The following is a 19,915-nucleotide window of genomic DNA, read 5'->3' as shown; positions in this document are numbered from 1 at the left end:
GCTACAAATGACTTTCCTTGTAAATCAAAAATCACAATCTGTGAGAATCGCGTATTTGAAATTTTAATGACCCAAGTACTGAATATTAAAAAGAATTAAAGCAGTTTCTGTGATATTTTACATAGTATAGAATTATAGCTTACAAATGGCATACAACACATAAACAACAAATATTGACATTTGTACTATAATGTTCTGCGTTATGTAACTTTGCTTTGGTGAAAAGCGAAGTTTTTTAAACCCAATTTTCTTGGATTTTTTTCTTTCCAAAAGTTTCTTTAAAAAATGTAATGGAATACTCTTTTTGCAGAAAGGGCAGAGGAGTGGAGGCAAAATGTGTATGGAATGGGATTAAATTGATAAATATTCAAATGTTTACGGTTTTCCTTTATAATAATCCCTACGATATTTTGTAGATTTAAACTCTCCCTTAATTAATCTGTTGCACTATATTTCTTGAAATAAATTTAAAATATGTTAGACGATATTTATATTGAACTTGAAAATGATTATCATCTTGAAACTAACATCTTAAAAAAGTTTCAAAGTATTTCTAATACTGATGATTGCAGTAAAGTAAAAGCGGAAATCATTGGTTTTAAATTCATGGAAAATAATCAAAACATGAGTGATTGGGGAACTTATTTTGGTTCATTTGCTCGTTTTCCACAAGAAGATGGAACGTCAGTTGAAATCCCATCAATTAAGGACGTTAATAGTGATATTATAGACTATTGGGAAACAAGAGCAAATCAAGTAACAAATCCAGTTCTAAAAGCTAGATATGCAGGATTAGTATGGGATTTTACTTCTCATGTTACATCTAGAAAACCATCTCATCATATTGCTATATTATATATTGAATCTTTAATAATAATTGTAGAGGGTAGACTACAAAATGGAATTGATTTAATACGGAAAATTAAAAGAGCAATTTCTGTTGCAATCTCTATAAATAATAAAGAATTAATAAATAAATCTAAAGAAGTAATACTTGCACTTGAACATGAGATTGGAGAAAATGACAAACCTGGACTTTGGGGCTTTTCTTTTGATGTATTATTAAATAATCCTAAAATTCAATTATCTGAACTTGAAAAATCAACAATTCTACAAAAGCTAGAACAACGTTTAGTTGATGTAACTTCAGAAAATGAACTAAACACTTGGGCTTCTGAATGTGTTATTAAAAGACTTGCACCATATTACAGAAAAAAGAATAAACTTAATGATGCTCATAGAGTTTTGCGTATACATGGAGATTCTATCATAAATAAAAAAGAATATCCGTTGGTTCTTCAGTATCAAGGCGCTATTAAGGATTTACAAAAATTGTATTCCGAATATGGAATGAAAAATGAATCTGATGAATTATTAATAAAGATTAAAGAAATTGGCACTAAGGTATTGGATGAAATGCAATTGATAACTTCAGAAGTCCAAATAACCAAAGAAGAAATTGATGAAATAATTATCCCTATAACTACAGGAACAAAGAATGAAGTCTTTTATAAGTTAATTCATTTTTTTACTCCACGAATAGACCTTGTAATACAGTCATTAAAAGAGTCTGCAAAAAAGCATGTATTGAGTAACTTGTTTGGTAAAAGCATTATAGACGAAACAGGAAGAGAGATTGCAAATATAGGTACTCTTGAAAATGATTTAATTGGAAATATACTCCATTATATTTCTCAAGATTTTCAATATAACTCGTTTTATACGAATAGAATATTTTACAGATTAATTAACGAACTTAATTATGTTGTTGATGATTTTGTAAATTTTATAAAAGATTCTGCAATTTTATCTGAAAGTAGAATTAACGTAATACGTAAAGGTATTCAAGCATATTTTGATAATGATTTTGTCGTATGCGAACATCTACTTATTCCACAGATTGAAACTTCGATAAGAAACTTAATAGAACAGAATAACGGAGTTGTTTTAGAACCATCTTCTCTAGATGCATTTCAGCTAAAAACATTCAATAAACTATTACTTGATGACATTGTTAAATATACTTTAGGAGAAGATATTCAATTATATTTTAGAGCTTTATATACAGACCCGAGAGGTTGGAATTTGAGAAATAAGATATGCCATGGATTGAGTGAACCTAGTTCTTCAAGTAGAAGTACAAGTGAGCGAGTATTACATTCGTTGTTAATTATTGGAACATTAAGAAAAATAAAAAATATATAAGAACATTTTGATTGGAATAATTTTAAAATACTCTATTTACTATAATAAGCCAATTCCAGAAAATCCACTTCAGTTATTAGCACATTTACCTAAAAATGAGATTATAGTAACTATTTCAAAAATAAATACACTACTGCAGCCTCAAGGATATCGTAATAGTGATGATTCAAGAGAAACTCAAATCGAATGTTTAAAAGCAATCTTGTTGCAAGACGAAAAAAACTCTCCTGTTGAGTATATTAAAAAGTTTCAAGATTATGCTTATCATTTAAGTAACCTACCGAATCAATATAGCCTTTTTACAAGAGGAACATGTTTATACGCTTTAAATGAGATTTTGCAGTCAAATTCATTTTTAACTGAAAATAAAACGCAATATACGTTTGATGAAAGAATTGGTATTTTAGATTATTTACTTGTTTGTAATGAGAGAATTTTAAAATTTTCAAATGAAGAACCTCTTGAAAAATTTACAGAACAGGGAATTAATTATTTTGAGTTTTTTGCTTTTAATCAAATACCCTTAAATCAATATAATATTTCAATTAATAGCTTAACGAAGCTATATAAATCAGCTTTTTTTCTTAAAAGTTTAATGAACGATGATTCTATTAAAGAACATCTAGTTAATTATTTCAAAGATAAATATGGGCTTGACGACATAGAAGAATTCTTTAAGGTATTTATATTTTCATTTTTAAAAATGTATGATGAAAACCTAAAAATTTATCACCTGAAAATTGATAATGAACAAAAAGCAATAATCGAAATAATTAAAGGCTTTAGTGCTGATACACCATTGAAAATTATAAATCATGATGATGTAAAAACATTAGATTTTCTACCCGTTAAAAAAAGCCCAATATTTTCATGGGAACCTTTAAGTTCTGATATGTATACTGGATTTGCAGTTTTAGATATGGCATTTTTATTAGAGAAAATGGATTCATTTTTTATTAATGATTTTTGGTTTGATTATTTAAAGACTCATTCAGATTTAAACCGAACAGATTGGGGGAATTTTATTGGTTCAAAATTTTTTGAACCACTTGTGGAAGATGTTATCTCCAATACGTTTAACCACAAACAGGATTATACAATAAAAATGTTCGATGAGTTAAAAATTATGCTCCCTGCTAAATCAGAAATAGAAATTGCAGATGTCTATATTCGTCAGAAACAAAAAATTGCTTGTATTGAAGTGAAAAGCAATTTTATCAATATGGTTGATGGATATAAAAGCGTTACGAACGTTGAAGAATTTAAAGCATTAGATTTAGGAAAATTTTATAAAAGCTTTGGATTAACTCAAATGGTAGATACGATGAAGAACTTCCATACGTATAAGCATCATCTTAGCGATGAGGGACTGAATTTGAATCGAAAAATACATTTATATCCTATAATACTTGTTAATGAACCTATATTATCTTGTGGGCTTTTTAATTTTCCTTTACGGCAACAATTTGAAAAAATGTTAATTGAAGAAAATATTAATCTAAAATCTAAAGACCATATTATTTGGCCACTTGTTATAATGAATATTGAAGAATTTCAAGAGTTAGAACAATCCATCAAAGATAATGATGTAGATTTTTTTAAGATTCTTGATTCGTTACATAGCAAAACATCTATAAAAGGTAAGATTATAAAAGATAAATATAAAACCTTGCTAACCATACATAGTTTAATTAATGAAAAAATAGAATCTGATAAATTATTCCCTTTAAGACTTAAAGATTTTAAATGGACGTTTGCAAAATAAATTTATATTATTTTCCATAATTAACCCGTTTCTTAAAGTCAATCACTTCATCTTTTAATTTCTTATTGGCATTTTCAATAAGTTCATTTTGAAGTTTCATAATGCGTAACAAGTCGTGAATGGCATTTAAGTTATCTAGTTGTGTATATACGATTCTCTCTAGATCGGCTTTAGTATATTTAGGATATGGCATAAAATTTGAAATAAAGTTATTAACAATGAAAATTTAATTAAAAATTACATTTATGTAATTTAAACTTACATAAAGTTAACTCAAACTTATAAATTAAATTTTAAAAATACAAGTTTAGGTTACTAAAAGTTAACTTAAACTTATGTTTTGTTAAGTATGTATTATATATTTAATGTAGAATACATTAATAAATATGGCAATAGAAAGGATAAATAGAATAAAAGAAGTTTTAGTAATTCAAGGCAAATCGCAAGTTTGGCTTGCGGAAGAATTGGGGAAAAGCACGACTTCTGTAACAGCTTTTTGCAATAATAAATCACAACCACACTTAAAAGATTTAAAAAGAATTGCTGAAATACTCGATGTAGATATTAGAGAGTTATTAGTATCTACAAAATGATTGCCTTAGATTTCCTAAAATCAGAATTACAACGCCATCACTTAGAATTAATTATCAAAAACGATGGGAGGGAAGAGGTTGATTTTTTATAGTACAAAACTAAATTAAACCCTTAAAAATTATGACATTAGAATATGCTTTAAAAAAAGCAGCATATAAAGTATGGGATGAATTAGAACCAGTTCCTCAAGGAAAAGGGTTTAAAATATTTGAAGTTAGAGAGGAAGCGCTTACTACAATGGCTTTAAAAGAAATTATTAGAAGTTCTTGTAAAGAAATTGAAGAGATAAATATGATTTCAGGTAATGAAGAATCATTAAAAGGTTACGATTTTGAATTAGTAATTGGTTCTAAGTCCAAAGGGAATTATGTTAGATTTTTTATACAAGCTAAAAGATTGTTTGGCAAGAATATTTCAAGTAGTTATGATTCAATGCATTTCCCTCAAACAGAAAAATTAATTAACTACTCAAGAAAAAATTCTAGTTTGGCAATGTATGCTTTTTTTAATCATATTGTTGCTAATAGCTTAATTTTAGAAAATCACTATAATTCTGTGACATCATTTGATGAAAAAAGTTTAGGAATAACAGTAGCTTCAGCTTATTCAGTCAAAATGCTTCAAAGTAAAAAATTCAGAGATTATCATTTTAACGATGGTTTAAGAATTAGACCAAATTTATATGATTTAAGATATTTCCCTCATTTATTTTATTTTCATAAAAAGACAAGAAAGCATCTTGCAGTTCCATTTCACGAATTGTCATATTTAACTATTCAAATGGCTGAAGAGATTAATAAAATATACAGAAGAATTAAAAAAGCAGGTAAACTAAATTTCTTTTTTTTCTTTCCATTTGGAGGAGATAACTTTTTTGATGATGAAGATTTAATCCCAATTTTGAAAACCAATTCTGAAGAATTAATAAGTCAATTTAGAAATCGAACTGAAAAACAATCAAATATTGATGAAGATTATAATCCGCAGTTTTTGTTAATCGTAAATACAGATGAATAGAATACTAAAATTATAGATTTACTAATATTATAACATTATGTAAAATAGAGCCTGCGTTTTTACCCAGATTTAGCGTTGGCAAAACGGCCTCAGAAAACTTTGGCTAAAACAATAGGTGAATGAGCGTGCATATTTTAGAGGGTTAACAATACATATTCTTAATAATAACTAAGTTATAAAGCAAGTTCTAAGTAATCTTAAAACGTTCCAATGTTTTCTAAAATATAGCGATTGAGCCGTACATTGTTTCCAAAGTTTTGTGCAGCCTTGATTTTTTTGTTTCTTTTTGTATTAAGACAAAAAGATATGCAAACTCTAAAAATGTTTAATTATAGTTATATAGTGAACAAGTGTATAGAAATTTTAGAGCGTGGATTTGAGTCAGGGAAAATTTTATACTCTTGTGGCAATCTTACGAGAATGTCGTAGAAAAAAATCTTGCAGGATTTTCCTCGAATACGAGAATTATAATTAAGAGCAAAAGGTTTAGCTTTTTTTGGTGTGGCCAAGCGATGGCAAATTGAGTTTAAAAATAAATGCCATAAAGCATTTAATTTTTTAAAAACAATCTAGCGGTTGGGCGCGGCAATTTTACATAACGGCTAATTATAGATACAAATGAAAACAACACTGCGAAGCAAACCGCTTAAAAATGTTTAATGACCCCAGCAAGATGTTTCTATAGTAGTTCTGCATATTCTGGGATATTTTACATAATATGGAATTATAGCTATCAAATGACGAAAACCCATAAATTACAAAATAAGACATTTGTACTATAATTTATATTATGTTAAATAGAATGTTTGTAAAACAGCCCTATTTATATTTTCTCATAGAAATCAATCATATTCATAAACACCTCTAGTCCTGAAGATTAAATGAACGTAAACTCTTCAGGACTGTTAACCAAACGTTCGTAATAATAACGTGTTACTGTTAGAGGCTTTTTTAAATTCGGAAACTTTATTTCGTACTGATTTCCGTAAGCTTTGATAAATTTGATTGGTGTTGGCTGCGTTTTCATATATCTAAATTTTATACTTGATATTATGAAAATTATCAGCTATTTGGGAAAATAATCGTTCAACGGTTAGTTTTACTCGTTGAATATCAATTAATTATAGATAAAACTATAAAAAGGAATTTTTAGAAATTCCTTTTTATAATCATATTTCACTATTTAAATAACTCATTTATAAGCTCTTGCTTGCTTTCTGGTGTTACATTTTTAATATATGCTAGTAAATCTTTGCTTGTAGCGTATCGTTTAGTGACTGTTTTTAGCTTTCCATGTTGACTATGCCAGTCTGCTATAAACGATTTTAACGCCATATTTACAGTGTCTTCTCCTATTTCTTCTTGCAATTTATACATGTTTATTGCTCCTTTTGCATAGTATACATACGACTGATTTTCAACCAATGCTAACGAAGGTTCTTGCTTTGATTCCTTACGCAATCCTTCTTTATAATCTGTTTGTTGTAATTCTAAAAACTGAGCTACTTTCTCTTTAGAAAAATGTTTTTTAAGCACCATTAATGCTGCATATTGTGATAGAGTTTCTAAAATAAAATGCTGTCCTTGTACATTGGCAGCCTCTACTTGCATACCAAACCATTGATGTGCCAATTCGTGTGCTGTTATAAAAAACGCCATGTCTACATCTTTTTCATCATCAATATTTAATACAAATCCCATAGCTTCAGAAAATGGCACCGTTCCAGGAAACGACTGTGCAAATTGTGCATAACGCGGAAACTCGGTAATACGCATATGGTCGTATTGGTACGGACTAAAATGTGTGCTATAATATTCAAAAGACTTTTTCATAGCATCCATCATACGTTGTAAGTTGTATTCGTGTCCTTTATGATAATACACTTCTAATTCAACTAAGTTTTTAGTTTTTGGTGCTACCCAAGTATCTTTTACTAGTTCATATTCTGCCGATACTATTGAATAAAAATTAATAATTGGAATGGCAGTTTTATAATGAAAATAACTTCTATTGTTTGATTTCCATTGCTTTACCAAATTCCCTGGAGCTACCGCTGTTTGATTTTTGTTAGTTCCAATAACAATTTCAAGCTGTATTCCATCAGAGTCGCTTCCAGAACGTGCATTTTCCAATTCGTTAGCATCTTCCCTTCTAGCTTTATTCAATCGTTTTGGCAAATCGAATTCTGCTCTATCGTTTGTATTTCTAAGCTCATACTTTCTGTTATATCCTAAGGTTGGAAAGCTATTATTGTTAAAAAATGTACCATTGTGTACGATGCTTTGATTGCTGCTTTTCATCTCAAAACCTTGACTTGTATATTCTTGTACAAAACTCATTTTAATTGAGTCTCCAGGCTGTAACGTCTTGTTTAATTGGTAAATACTATAATCGTATTTTTGATAACGATTGTCTAGCTTAGCACCTCCTTCAAAAGTGACATTTTTAAGCGAAACATAGTCTTCTATCTTCTTTTGAACATGAATTTTGTCAATTGGAATCTCACTGGTATTCTTTAATATATAACTTCCTTTTGCTGTATAATTTTGCTTTTCAGGATACAATTCAACCTGTAAATTGACGGTAGTTATTTTGGGCTGCTTGATATATTCAAACTTCTTTAATTCCTTTTCATAAGAAGCTCTAAAGGCTATTTCTTCAGTATTTGACCAGTACTTGTTTAAAACATTAGTATTGTAATAAATGTAGGTTCCTAGCCCTAAAAACGAACAAAATACTACAATTGTAAAGGTTTTTAAGCGCTTACTCATACTGTACTTACCACTACTCCATCGTTTTTTAAGACTGTTTTCTGTTCCTCTTACCGAAAGTATAGCTCCTAAAATAAGTAGCAACAATCCAACTAAAAACCAATAGCTTTTAATGTATAAATAAGGTTTTAAAAGGTGTCCATAGCCATTCATATCGGAATATTTTCCTAAAGAGCTTCCTCCAAACCAATACAAATCATGGTCGTAGCCCATAACAGCCAAGGCTATATTGAACATAAAAAATAACAGTACAGCTAAGATTCCTACAAACTTACGGTTGGTTACTACCTGCGCAAAGATGGCTATACAAGTGTACAAGGCTAAAAATGGCAATACTTCTAAAAAGAATCCATAAAAGTAAACTTCCAGCTCATAATCATAATAACCATTTAGGGTTTGAAAAATGATTCCTGTGAGTATCAACGTAGCTATTAACACCATATAAATCAGCAATAATCCCACGTATTTACTCAATAAACTAATAAAGTTTGAAATTGGTGTTGCATCGTATATCAGGTTTACATTTGCGCCTCTTTCTTTCCAAATTATTTCTCCTGAATAGAACACTAATAAGATGATAAAAAAGTACGAAGAAGTTTCTTGAAGTTCTTCTACTATAAAATATGTTTTTGGGTAACTGTCTACACCATAAATGGTTCCTAAACTTACCGAATTGATGAGAATGATAATCATTCCGCAAATCATAATTGCCCAAAAAGATGGCTGCTTACAGATATTGACAAAATAAAACCACGATAAATGTAAAAACTGTGTCCATTTTGTTTGCAACTCTTTTTGAAATGTAAACTGCGGAATTTTAGTCGCATAATTTGAATGCTCTTCTGTAATTGTTGTTGCTAAACCTTTCTTTTTTAAGCGTTTATTTCGAATTAAATTAAAACTGAATTTGCTATATCCAAACCATAAAATAACTACGCCTAATAGCATCCAAAACAGCTTGTTGTACAATAAAACTCCACTAAAAGGAATATTAAATACATTACGATCTACAATGCTCCAAGAATCGGTAAGCAAGGTTAAAGTAGTTAAGGAAAATGGATCCATAATAGCTTGTAAATACTCATTCTTTATCTCTTTTGTTAGCATAAACGCTACAAAAAACACCACTCCTTGCGTGTAAACTACCACCAATTTTCTACTTAAAGCTCCTGTTACAAAAAACAAACAGGCTCCAAATAAAAGTATTGGCAACGTAATAATTACAAATGGTTTTAAGTAAACAGACAAGCTAAAAGGATTCAGGTCATTTGGATTATGCCATGGCATAAATTCGCCTAAAATCATTCCGAATAAAATCCCTGTAAACACAAAAAATAATACAGTAAATGAACCTAAAAAGCGTCCTAACAAATACTCTTTTTTCTTTATGGGATTTACATACATTAGTGATTCTATATTGTATTCAAAATCGCGCAATACAGCTACTCCCATAATCATAGAAGCAAGTATCATAAAAATTCCGGTAATAGCGCCCATAGTTTTGGCAATAACCAATGGAGCGTTCTTTTTAATTGTGGTAAACTCCATTCCTTGAAAAATAAAGTCGACACCAACCATTGAAAACAAGAAAAGTACTAGAAAAAACACATAAGTATCTGCACGTTTAGCTCTGTACTTTAATTCGAATTTAAATATCTCGTACCACATATTATACAACTTGTTTTAATTGATTATTTGCTCCAAATATTTGAGAGAAATACACATCCTCTAAACTTGCCTTAACTGGTGTAAAACCGTTATGTGGATTGCTTTCACTTAGAATATTTATAATTGGTTTTCCCAGAAACAACTTTTCGCTAATTACATGATAAGCTTGCTTATAACTTTTTAATTCTTCTTTCTGAATTGTTTTCTCATATATCTTTCCTTTCAAACTATCTATAATTTGCACTGGATTTCCTTTAAGCAATACTTGTCCTTGGTTTATAATGGCCATATTGGTGCACAGCTCTTTTACATCCTCTACAATATGAGTTGATAAAATAACCACCGTGTTCTCCCCTATTTCACTGAGAATATTATAAAAACGATTGCGTTCAAAAGGATCTAATCCCGCTGTAGGCTCGTCTACTATTAATAATTTTGGACTGTTTAATAAGGCTTGTGCTATACCAAAACGCTGTTTCATTCCGCCAGAAAATCCATGAAGATTTTGTTTTCTAACCTTGTATAAATTTGTTTTGTGTAAAAGACTTTCTACTATTTCTTTTCGTTCTCCTTTGTTGGTAATTCCCTTAAGTACAGCAAAATGATTTAACAATACTTCTGCCGATATTTTTGGGTACAATCCAAACTGTTGTGGTAAATAACCTAATACTTTTCGGATGTCATTTTTTTGCTTTAAAACATCTAAATTCCCAAGTTTAATAGAACCTTTGTCTGCTTCTTGCAGTGTAGCAATCGTACGCATTAAAGTAGATTTACCCGCTCCATTTGGTCCTAACAAACCAAACATTCCATTTGGAATTTCTAAGGATATATTTTGCAAGGCTTGCACGCCATTTGAATAGGTTTTTGATAGGTTTTCTATGATAAGTTCCATGTAGTTAATTTTTAATTGTTTAAAGCAAACCTAACCGCTAACCATGCGCTAAAAAAGTATTTGTGATGTATGGAATACAAACCGTGTTACAAAGGTTTCATGGCGTTATAAAGGCTCTTTATCACTTAAAAATTAACGTTTATCACTTCCTAAAGTTTGTTTGTCAACTAATTTGTTGGTAGCAATTAATTTGTCTAATATTGAACTTGAATTACACGCAAATACCCATATGTTTAAACGAATTCCTAAAAAACTTTCTTGGTTTATATTAATCTTTATAGCAGTCATTATTCTGATATTTAATGATGCTTTTGGAAGCAGTGAGCCTTTTGTAACTTTTAGTTTTTTTTATTTCTTACTTCTCTTCTTTTTATTGATTAGATGGATTTTTAAACAGATAAAATCTATTTTGAGTCTTAAAAAGGAAAAGAAAAATGCTGAATTACTACATTTAAAAAGTCAAGTAAGTCCTCATTTTTTCTTTAACATGCTAAATAACTTATATGGCTTGGTTGATAAAGATTCTAAAAAGGCAAAAGAACTGATTTTAAAGCTTTCTGATATGATGCGATATAGTATTTACGACGGACAAAAAGAAACCGTGCTTTTATCGGAAGAAATAAGTTATTTACAAACCTATATTGAGCTTCATAAAATGCGATACCGCAAAAACATTGATATTCAATTTAACTACGATATTGAAGGAAACGATTATGAAGTAATGCCCTTGTTATTTATCATACTTTTAGAGAATGCTTTTAAACATGGAGTAGAAAATTTAAGAAATAATGCTTATGTTTATATCAATATGAAAGCCGAAAAAAACAACGTTTATTTTGATATTGAAAACAATTTTGATGAAACTGTTGTTAATGACGAAAAAGGAGGCATTGGTTTGCAAAATTTAAAACGTAGACTTGCATTGGTATATCCAAAAACACATACATTGTCCTTTTATAAAACCAATGATGTATACAAATCTCAATTGAACATTTCTAAATTATGATTACCTATATTATTGTTGATGATGAACCTATAGCTCACGATATTATTAAAGATTATTGTGATTTGCTTCCTAATTTAGAATTTAAAAAGCATTGTTACGACGCTATTGAAGCTTTAAGCTATTTAAGTGAACACACTGTTGATTTGATTTTTTTAGACCTGAATATGCCCAAACTAAAAGGTTTCGATTTTTTAAAAACATTATCAAATCCTCCTAAAGTTATTGTTACTACGGCTTATAGTGAATTTGCTTTGGAAAGCTACGAACTAAACGTTGTTGATTACCTCTTAAAACCATTCAGTTTTGAACGTTTTTTAAAAGCCGTAAATAAGGTAATTGATACACCACAAAATAGCACTAAACAGTCTTCTACTATTAATACAGAGACCTCTAAAACTAACAAACAGTTGTTTTTGCGACAAAACAAAAGTCATATCAAAGTAGAAACCGATGATATTTTATTTATTGAAGCTGCTGGAAACTATACCAAAGTAATTACAACAAAACAAACAGTTACTGTAAGAGAGAAAATTTCTGAAATGTTAGAAGTTTTACCTCCAGAAAACTTTTTACAAGTACACAAGTCATTTGCCATTGGTTTAAAACATATTAAGAGCATTGAAGGCAATAAAATAACTATAGAAGAATATAGCATTCCCATTGGAAAATTGTATAAAATAAACGTAAACAAGCTTTTAAAAGCTTAAAATTATTGAGTAAATTAAACTATTTGAGGTTTTAGCTGTCTAAATAAACATAACACATTAAAAACCCTTGATATGACTACTCACATAAAACGTATACTATTTTTTGCTGTTACTTCTTTCTTTATCATTTCATGTAGTTCTTCTGACTCCATAGTTAATGAAAACCCAGATGGAAACCCTACACAAAATGAAAGCGCTCCTAATATACTGTTTGTTATTGCCGATGATATGGGCTTAGATGCAACTCCAGGATACAGTATTGGAAATCAAAAACCAACAATGCCGAATCTGCAAAATTTAATTAATTCTGGTGTACGATTTAATAATGCATGGTCTAATCCTACTTGTTCTCCAACCAGAGCTTCTATTATAACTGGGAAATACGGAATTAGAAACGGTGTTTTAAAAGTTGATGATCCTTTATCTACTACAGAAGTTGCTTTACAAGATTATATCAAATCAAATGCAAGCAATTCGTATAGCAGTGCCGTAATTGGGAAATGGCATTTATCTAAAAACGCCAACCATCCTAATAATATGGGAATCGATTATTATGCTGGACCATTAAGCGGTGGTTTACAATCGTATACTAATTGGAATTTAACCATTAATGGGCAAACTCAAACATCTACAGAATATGCAACCACGAAGGTTACCGACTTAGCTATAGACTGGGTTAAAGACCAAACAAAACCATGGTTTTTATGGTTAGCATACAATGCACCACATACGCCTTTTCACTTACCACCAAATGATTTACATAGCCAAGGAGCTTTACCTTCAGATCAAGCTAGTATAGATGCTAATCCATTACCGTACTATTTAGCTATGATTGAAGCTATGGATAGCGAATATGGGCGTTTATTAAGCTCTATGAGTCAAGAAGTAAGAGATAATACCATTATTATATTTATTGGTGATAACGGTACTCCAAATCAAGTATTACAGGGATATAAAAAAGGAAAAGGAACCTTATTTCAAGGAGGAATCAATATACCAATGATTATTGGCGGAAAAGGTGTTACTCGATTTAATCAAACCGAAGATGCATTGATTAATCTTACCGATTTATTTGCAACCATTGCCGATATTGCTGGTGTTAGTGTTTCTTCTATACACGATAGTAGAAGTTTTAAAAGTTTACTTACTCAAAATACCAATGATAACAGTAGAGATTATACGTTTATAGAAGATGGAAACGACGATGGTACTGTAGACTATACTATTAGAAATGCTACTCATAAATATATTTTATACAACGATGGTAGCGAAGCCTTATTCAATTTAGCGAGCGATCCTTTAGAGAATACAAATTTTATGAATGCTAATCAGCTTCCTTTGAGTGCTGCAAATAGCGCTATGAAAGATGAATTATCGGCAAAATTAACAGAGATTAGAAATTAAGATAACGACTTAAAAATAAAAAGGTTCTGATGTATTAATCAGAACCTTTTTTATGTTGTAAAGTATCTTTTTATTCAACCTCGTCTGGCAACACAAATAACTCAGGTATTGCACCTTTTACATTTCTATAATAATTATAAAAATGTTTAAAGTCTTTGTCCATATCGTCAGTAGTATAGTAAGGTTCAGAAACTCTTACGGTTTTGTTTTCAAAATCGAAAGTGAACATAACAATTGGTACATTGGCACCTTTGGCTATATAGTAAAATCCAGTTTTCCAGCTTTTTACTTTCTGGCGAGTTCCTTCTGGTGAAAGAGCTAGTCTAAACTCATCGTGTTTATTAAATACAGCTACAATCGCATCTACTTTATTGGAGGTTTTAGTTCTATCAACAGGCCTCCCTCCTAACCATCTGAAAATAAATCCAAATGGTGGTTTAAACAAGGATTTTTTAGCTATAAAATTAATAGGAACACCCCATGAATTTCTAGCCAAAATAGCAATAGGAAAATCTTTCCAACTCGTATGTGGAGCTCCTATAACTACATATTTTTTTAGGTTTTCAGGGAAACTACCCTCTAATTTCCAACCTAAAACTTTGGTATATATAAATTTTGATATCATCGATTAAAAAGGAAAAGCCAATGATACGGTTTTCCTTATAAAAATCAAACATTTTTAACCTATCTTGTGCTATATTTGTTTTCTTTTAAATTTATAAAAACTCAATGAATACAACTCTTATAATCATATTAGTAGCTTTATTTACCCTTATTTTAGGTTTTATAATTGGTACGTTAATTTCTAAATTAAAGACGAAACAGGTGGTTTCTGATTTGGAAAAAGAAATGTCTGCTATAGAAATTAACCAATCTAATATGGAGGTTCAAAAAAGAGAAATTCAGAATCGCCTTGAAGAAAAAGTTAAGGAAATTGAAGAGATTAGACGTGAAAAAGAGTTTTCTAGTATTGAATTGGCTAGAAAAAATGAAGAGTTGAAAAATCTTCAATTAAAATTAAACGAAAATAAAGAAGAAGTTGAAAAGCTTCAAGATAAATTCACCAAAGAATTTGAAAATTTAGCGAACAAAATTTTAGATGAAAAGTCGACTAAATTTACCGCTCAAAACAAAGAAAATATTCAAAATATTTTAAATCCGTTACAGGAAAAAATTAAAACTTTTGAAAAGAAAGTAGACGATACTCAAAAAGAAAGTATTTCTATGCATTCTGCCTTAAAAGAGCAATTATTAGGTTTAAAAGAACTAAATGCTCAAATGAGTAAAGAAGCTATAAATCTTACCAAAGCATTGAAAGGTGATAGTAAAACTCAAGGAAACTGGGGAGAATTGGTTTTAGAAAGAGTTTTAGAAAAATCTGGTTTAGAAAAAGATAGAGAGTATTTTGTTCAGCAAAGTTTTACCAATGAAGAAGGAAAAAGAATTTTACCTGATGTTGTAATTCATTTACCAGACAATAAGAAAATGATTGTCGATTCAAAAGTATCGCTTACTGCTTATGAACAATATGTAAATGCTGAAGATGAAGCAGAAAAAGAACGTTTTTTAAAAGAACATTTAAACTCTTTAAAACGTCACGTAGAACAATTATCTGACAAGAAATATGAAGATATTTATAAAATAGCTTCTCCTGATTTTGTGCTACTTTTTGTTCCTATTGAACCTGCATTTGCAGTAGCTTTAAACCTTGACAATACTTTATATAATAAAGCATTTGAAAGAAATATTGTAATTGTAACTCCAACTACCTTATTAGCCACTTTACGTACTATTGATACTATGTGGAATAACGAAAAGCAACAGCGTAATGCCATTGAAATTGCTAGGCAAGCTGGTGCTTTATACGATAAGTTTGAAGGTTTATTAAAAGATTTAATCAGTATTGGTAAGAAAATAGATGGTACCAAAGCTGATTATACCGCTGCCATGAACAAATTAGTAGATGGTAGAGGAAATCTAATAACTAGTGTAGAAAAGCTAAAGAAAATGGGAGCTAAAGCTAAAAAGGCTTTACCACAAACTATTATAGAAAGAGCTGAAGATAACGAATAAAAAAAGCGACCAAATGGTCGCTTTTTTTATATCTATAAGAATGGTATTTCTACATTACAAATAATCTCTTGTCGTGCATTAAATCGTATACCTTCTCTCCTATTTGCTCTAAAGCTTCGTCGTTTCCAGCGTTCATTAATGCTTCATCAATTAAGTCTACTACAGTTTCCATATCAGACTCAACTAATCCTCTTGTAGTTACAGCAGCAGTACCAACACGGATTCCTGAAGTTACAAATGGACTTTGAGTATCAAATGGTACCATGTTTTTATTTACTGTAATTTCAGCCTTACCTAAAGCTTCCTCAGCTTCTTTTCCAGTAATGTCTTTGTTACGTAAATCGATTAACATACAGTGGTTATCAGTTCCTCCAGAAATAATATCGTATCCTTTAGCTACAAATGCTTTAGCCATTGCTTGTGCATTTTCTTTTACTTGTAATTGATATTCTAAGAACTCATCAGTTAAAGCTTCACCAAAAGCAACTGCTTTAGCTGCAATAACGTGCTCTAATGGTCCACCTTGGTTTCCTGGGAAAACTGCTGAATTTATCAATGTTGACATTTTCTTTAATTTCCCTGACTTTAATTTTAATCCAAACGGATTTTCAAAGTCTTTTCCAATCATAATCATTCCTCCACGAGGTCCACGTAATGTTTTATGCGTAGTTGTTGTTACAATATGACAATGAGGTAATGGATCCGATAAAATACCTTTTGCAATTAATCCTGCTGGGTGTGAAATATCTGCCATTAAAATAGCACCAACACTATCAGCTACTTCTCTAAACTTTTTAAAATCGATATCACGAGAATAAGCAGAAGCTCCAGCAATAATTAACTTTGGCTTGTGCTCTTTAGCTTGTTGCTCTAAATGATCATAATCAATAATACCTGTAGCTTTATCTACTCCATAAAACACTGGATTGTATAATTTTCCAGAGAAGTTTACTGGCGAACCGTGTGTTAAATGTCCTCCATGAGATAAATCGAAACCTAAAATAGTATCACCTGGCTTTAAACAAGCAGCAAAAACAGCTGTATTTGCCTGAGAACCAGAATGTGGTTGAACGTTTACATATTCAGCTCCAAATAACTGTTTAGCTCTATCGATAGCTATTTGTTCTACAACATCTACAACTTCACATCCTCCATAGTAACGTTTACCAGGATATCCTTCAGCATATTTATTGGTTAAAATAGAACCTTGAGCTTCCATTACTTGCTCACTTACAAAATTTTCAGAAGCTATCAACTCTAAACCATGTAGTTGACGTTCTTTTTCTTCTTGAATTAAATCAAATATTTGATGATCTTTTCGCATCTTGCTATGTTGTTAAATAAGTAGTCAAATGTACTAATTTTATTAATTAAGATTTATGCAATTTTAGCTTTATTTTAATCTTATTTTACCTCTTTTTCTTTGATGTTTTGTATAAAAAAAATCAACACTTATTGAGTGCTGATTTTTTTCTATTTTAAATATCCTTTTATAATTCTTTATACATAATATAAGCATCTACTAGTCCTAGTGTTTTATGTTTGAATGCTTTGGGAGTTGTACCAATAATTTCAAAACCAAACTTCTTCCAAAGAGCAACTGCTCCTTTATTGGTACTCACCACAATATTAAACTGCATTCCAATAAAACCTAGGTCTTTGGCTAATTTTAGAGAATGCTCACACAATTTTTTACCAATACCTTTTCCTTGAGCTTTTGGAGAAACCATATAACTTGCATTGGAAATATGACTTCCTAAATCAATCTGATTAGGTTTTACAATATAAGTTCCTAGAATTTGCCCTTCTTCTTCAAATACGTATGTATGCATATAACTTGCAAACCAGTGTTTTTGTAAATCGGTTTTAGGTGTTTCTGGTGAAAAAACATAGGTATCTTCTGTTTTTATGACAGCTTGAAAAATCTCCCAAATTTGATCAACATCTTTTTCTGTGGCTTTTCTTATCATTATTAGGTTTTAATTAGATTTTTTTAACTCCTTAAGTAGTGTTGATATTCTAGCTATAAATTCAGCTTTATTCTTCTATGATATTTCTATTTACTTCAAGTAAAGTAGAAAATTTAAAGAACTCATTTTTAGCTACCATTTCATATTCAAATTCAATAAATAATTCACAGGTTACTTTATATAAATTATCATCAACTTTTTCGAATTTCATCTTTTTTATATCACATGGATTATACCTAGTACCTATATATACTGATGTTTCAGTATTATCTTCAGGAGTTGTAGTTATAGTTAAATTATCCAAATCAAAGGGATCCTTCCTATCTAATGAAATCCATTCTGATATAATGCTAGTTTCTTCAGGTTGCGATACATCTAAACCAGAATCAAACGTCTTTAATGGAATTATTATTTTATGATATCGCTTTTTTTCAAGACCAATATTCTTATTTTCAAACCAATAACATAAAACCTCTCCTTTTTCTGCTTCAGTTTTATTTTGTAGGTCTATCCTTGGCATTGGTTTGATTAATTCATCAATGTCATCTTTATCTAACTCTATAAATTCTCCAAGTGAATATATTTTATTTTTTAAGTCTGAATCAACTTCTAACTCTAACTCCGAAATACAATTTAGTAAATACTCCAGAGCCAGATAATCATTATTATTCTCTAAATGTGCTTTAATATTGTTATTGATATCTGACTTTACTGTTGGGGTTATTTTTAGCTTATCTAAAACTAAAATTAATTCTTTTGAATACTTTTCTAATGTCATTATTCTATTATGTATGTTGAATAAAATGGAGGGAAAATCCTTCCGTTTTTTTATTTTTTCAATTTATCAATCATCTTTTCTGCTCTTCCAGCAACAGACTTTCTTTTATCTGATGTTAACCTTAGCAAGTGCGGGAATAACCATTCTTTTAACTCTATATCACTTATTGACCATTTTGTTAATGTAACCATTGTTTGATTAAGAACTATCCAATCGTTATGGCTAGCAAGATTTCTTTTCATAATGCTCTTTGCCTGTTCAATTTGTTTATCATTCATATCCGCTTCTAATACTTCAAACAATTGTGCTAAAGTCCATTGAGTTGACGCTTGATCTATTTGAGCTATGTCGGTTAAAAACAAATCGATATAAGGAATTAAGAGTATCTTTTTTACCTTACAAATCCTTTTCATTGCATTTGAAGTACGCAATCGAACAACTTCATCATTACTGTGATAACAATTGAATAATTCATTAAAAAGTTCGTTTTCAGCTAAAACTTCCTCTACAATTTCAACCGTATTCCCCAAAGAATTTGGATGCCCTCCTTTTAAGCGTTCTTCAAAATTTTTCATTCAAAAAAGTATGTTAATTTATCCCTGACCATTTTATTTTTACAGCAGAAATCTTTTCCAATTCCAATCTATTTTTAGCTAATTTTTTAAATCCATTTTTAAGGTAAAAATTTAAGGGTGAACTATACAAATCACCATTTTTCTTTTTATCCAAATTATGATCTATTACCCATCCGTTTAACTCTTTCTCCTTTTGTTTGGCTAAATCTAATATTTTAGTACCGAAACCATGTCCATGAACACTTGAATCTAAAATTATAGCAAACCATCTTTCATTATCACGTTCAAAATCAAAATACCAACCTCTAATTTTTTCGTTTTCATCAACTAAAAGTATGTGAGATTGACCTAACAAATTTTGAAGATATTGGTCAAACTCATCTATGGTAGCATAAGACAGCTTTTCTGGATATTCATTGTTCCATAATTCAAAAATCTCTAGCTTTTCTATTGTTGATAATGTAGAACGGGTAATAAATTTCATTA

General features: G+C 29.9%; 19 protein-coding genes. 8 read left to right on the top strand and 11 right to left on the bottom strand.

Going from position 1 to position 19,915, the window contains the following annotated elements; genetic code table 11:
- Positions 1 to 474: 474 nt before the first annotated feature.
- Both ACOQN8_RS15000 and ACOQN8_RS14995 read left to right on the top strand, forming a co-directional pair.
- Complete coding sequence (locus ACOQN8_RS15000) at positions 475 to 2,205, top strand: DUF4209 domain-containing protein (protein WP_420553272.1); 1,731 nt, start codon at positions 475 to 477, stop codon at positions 2,203 to 2,205.
- Between the two features lie 7 nt (positions 2,206 to 2,212).
- Positions 2,213 to 3,970: a hypothetical protein gene (locus ACOQN8_RS14995; protein ID WP_420553271.1), complete on the top strand. Its 1,758-nt coding sequence runs from the start codon at positions 2,213 to 2,215 to the stop codon at positions 3,968 to 3,970.
- 7 nt (positions 3,971 to 3,977) lie between these two features.
- Here ACOQN8_RS14995 and ACOQN8_RS14990 read toward each other — a convergent pair whose 3' ends face one another.
- Positions 3,978 to 4,163: a hypothetical protein gene (locus ACOQN8_RS14990; RefSeq protein ID WP_130936097.1), complete on the bottom strand. Its 186-nt coding sequence runs from the start codon at positions 4,161 to 4,163 to the stop codon at positions 3,978 to 3,980.
- Between the two features lie 193 nt (positions 4,164 to 4,356).
- On the opposite strand from ACOQN8_RS14990, the gene ACOQN8_RS14985 reads away from it, so the two are divergent.
- A complete protein-coding gene (locus ACOQN8_RS14985) occupies positions 4,357 to 4,563 on the top strand; it encodes a helix-turn-helix transcriptional regulator (RefSeq protein WP_233783279.1) in 207 nt (68 codons plus the stop codon).
- A gap of 121 nt (positions 4,564 to 4,684) precedes the next feature.
- Positions 4,685 to 5,581, top strand: a complete 897-nt coding sequence (locus ACOQN8_RS14980) for a DUF6615 family protein (RefSeq protein WP_420553270.1) — start codon at positions 4,685 to 4,687, stop codon at positions 5,579 to 5,581.
- Positions 5,582 to 6,458: 877 nt separating this feature from the next.
- On the opposite strand, the gene ACOQN8_RS14975 is transcribed toward ACOQN8_RS14980, so the two are convergent.
- From ACOQN8_RS14975 to ACOQN8_RS14960, 4 genes are all read right to left on the bottom strand, one after another.
- A complete protein-coding gene (locus ACOQN8_RS14975; RefSeq protein WP_235275403.1) occupies positions 6,459 to 6,608 on the bottom strand; it encodes a hypothetical protein in 150 nt (49 codons plus the stop codon).
- A gap of 152 nt (positions 6,609 to 6,760) precedes the next feature.
- Positions 6,761 to 10,021: an ABC transporter permease/M1 family aminopeptidase gene (locus ACOQN8_RS14970; RefSeq protein ID WP_420553269.1), complete on the bottom strand. Its 3,261-nt coding sequence runs from the start codon at positions 10,019 to 10,021 to the stop codon at positions 6,761 to 6,763.
- 1 nt (position 10,022) lies between these two features.
- Positions 10,023 to 10,916 carry an ABC transporter ATP-binding protein gene (locus ACOQN8_RS14965; RefSeq protein ID WP_420553268.1) on the bottom strand — a complete coding sequence of 298 codons (894 nt, stop codon included), beginning with the start codon at positions 10,914 to 10,916 and terminating at the stop codon, positions 10,023 to 10,025.
- Between the two features lie 132 nt (positions 10,917 to 11,048).
- Complete coding sequence (locus ACOQN8_RS14960) at positions 11,049 to 11,204, bottom strand: hypothetical protein (protein WP_175578624.1); 156 nt, start codon at positions 11,202 to 11,204, stop codon at positions 11,049 to 11,051.
- A 121-nt stretch (positions 11,205 to 11,325) separates the two neighbouring features.
- Between ACOQN8_RS14960 and ACOQN8_RS14955 the strand changes: the two genes are divergently transcribed.
- The 3 genes from ACOQN8_RS14955 to ACOQN8_RS14945 all read left to right on the top strand — a co-directional run bounded on the left by ACOQN8_RS14955 (position 11,326) and on the right by ACOQN8_RS14945 (position 14,033).
- Positions 11,326 to 11,922 carry a sensor histidine kinase gene (locus ACOQN8_RS14955; RefSeq protein WP_420553267.1) on the top strand — a complete coding sequence of 199 codons (597 nt, stop codon included), beginning with the start codon at positions 11,326 to 11,328 and terminating at the stop codon, positions 11,920 to 11,922.
- The gene (locus tag ACOQN8_RS14950; RefSeq protein ID WP_420553266.1) at positions 11,919 to 12,629 is read left to right on the top strand and encodes a LytR/AlgR family response regulator transcription factor; all 711 of its coding nucleotides are present in this window, start codon (positions 11,919 to 11,921) and stop codon (positions 12,627 to 12,629) included. The genes ACOQN8_RS14955 and ACOQN8_RS14950 overlap by 4 nt, the downstream gene beginning before the upstream one ends.
- Positions 12,630 to 12,701: 72 nt before the next feature.
- On the top strand, positions 12,702 to 14,033 hold the full coding sequence (locus tag ACOQN8_RS14945) for a sulfatase-like hydrolase/transferase (RefSeq protein WP_420553265.1): 1,332 nt from the start codon (positions 12,702 to 12,704) through the stop codon (positions 14,031 to 14,033).
- A 70-nt stretch (positions 14,034 to 14,103) separates the two neighbouring features.
- Here ACOQN8_RS14945 and ACOQN8_RS14940 read toward each other — a convergent pair whose 3' ends face one another.
- Positions 14,104 to 14,658, bottom strand: a complete 555-nt coding sequence (locus ACOQN8_RS14940) for a 1-acyl-sn-glycerol-3-phosphate acyltransferase (protein WP_420553264.1) — start codon at positions 14,656 to 14,658, stop codon at positions 14,104 to 14,106.
- A gap of 104 nt (positions 14,659 to 14,762) precedes the next feature.
- Here ACOQN8_RS14940 and ACOQN8_RS14935 point away from each other — a divergent pair, with 104 nt between their 5' ends.
- A complete protein-coding gene (locus ACOQN8_RS14935; protein ID WP_150898700.1) occupies positions 14,763 to 16,106 on the top strand; it encodes a DNA recombination protein RmuC in 1,344 nt (447 codons plus the stop codon).
- Positions 16,107 to 16,155: 49 nt separating this feature from the next.
- Here the strand turns inward: ACOQN8_RS14935 and glyA are convergent, their stop codons facing one another.
- The 5 genes from glyA to ACOQN8_RS14910 form a co-directional block, all read right to left on the bottom strand.
- On the bottom strand, positions 16,156 to 17,430 hold the full coding sequence (gene glyA / locus ACOQN8_RS14930) for a serine hydroxymethyltransferase (RefSeq protein WP_150898701.1): 1,275 nt from the start codon (positions 17,428 to 17,430) through the stop codon (positions 16,156 to 16,158).
- A gap of 166 nt (positions 17,431 to 17,596) precedes the next feature.
- Positions 17,597 to 18,076, bottom strand: a complete 480-nt coding sequence (locus ACOQN8_RS14925; protein WP_150898703.1) for a GNAT family N-acetyltransferase — start codon at positions 18,074 to 18,076, stop codon at positions 17,597 to 17,599.
- 67 nt (positions 18,077 to 18,143) lie between these two features.
- Positions 18,144 to 18,854, bottom strand: coding sequence for a hypothetical protein (locus ACOQN8_RS14920; RefSeq protein WP_420553263.1), 711 nt, complete (start codon positions 18,852 to 18,854; stop codon positions 18,144 to 18,146).
- 50 nt (positions 18,855 to 18,904) lie between these two features.
- Positions 18,905 to 19,429 (bottom strand): hypothetical protein, encoded by a 525-nt coding sequence (locus ACOQN8_RS14915; RefSeq protein ID WP_420553262.1) that lies wholly within the window; start codon positions 19,427 to 19,429, stop codon positions 18,905 to 18,907.
- Between the two features lie 13 nt (positions 19,430 to 19,442).
- On the bottom strand, positions 19,443 to 19,913 hold the full coding sequence (locus ACOQN8_RS14910) for a GNAT family N-acetyltransferase (protein ID WP_420553261.1): 471 nt from the start codon (positions 19,911 to 19,913) through the stop codon (positions 19,443 to 19,445).
- Positions 19,914 to 19,915 lie beyond the last annotated feature (2 nt).

Origin of the sequence: Tenacibaculum aiptasiae, from assembly GCF_965221665.1 — a bacterium.
Taxonomy (GTDB): Bacteria; Bacteroidota; Bacteroidia; order Flavobacteriales; family Flavobacteriaceae; genus Polaribacter; species Polaribacter aiptasiae.
The sequence above is the reverse complement of the archived record's forward strand: the minus strand, read 5'-3'. Positions and strand labels throughout refer to the sequence as shown.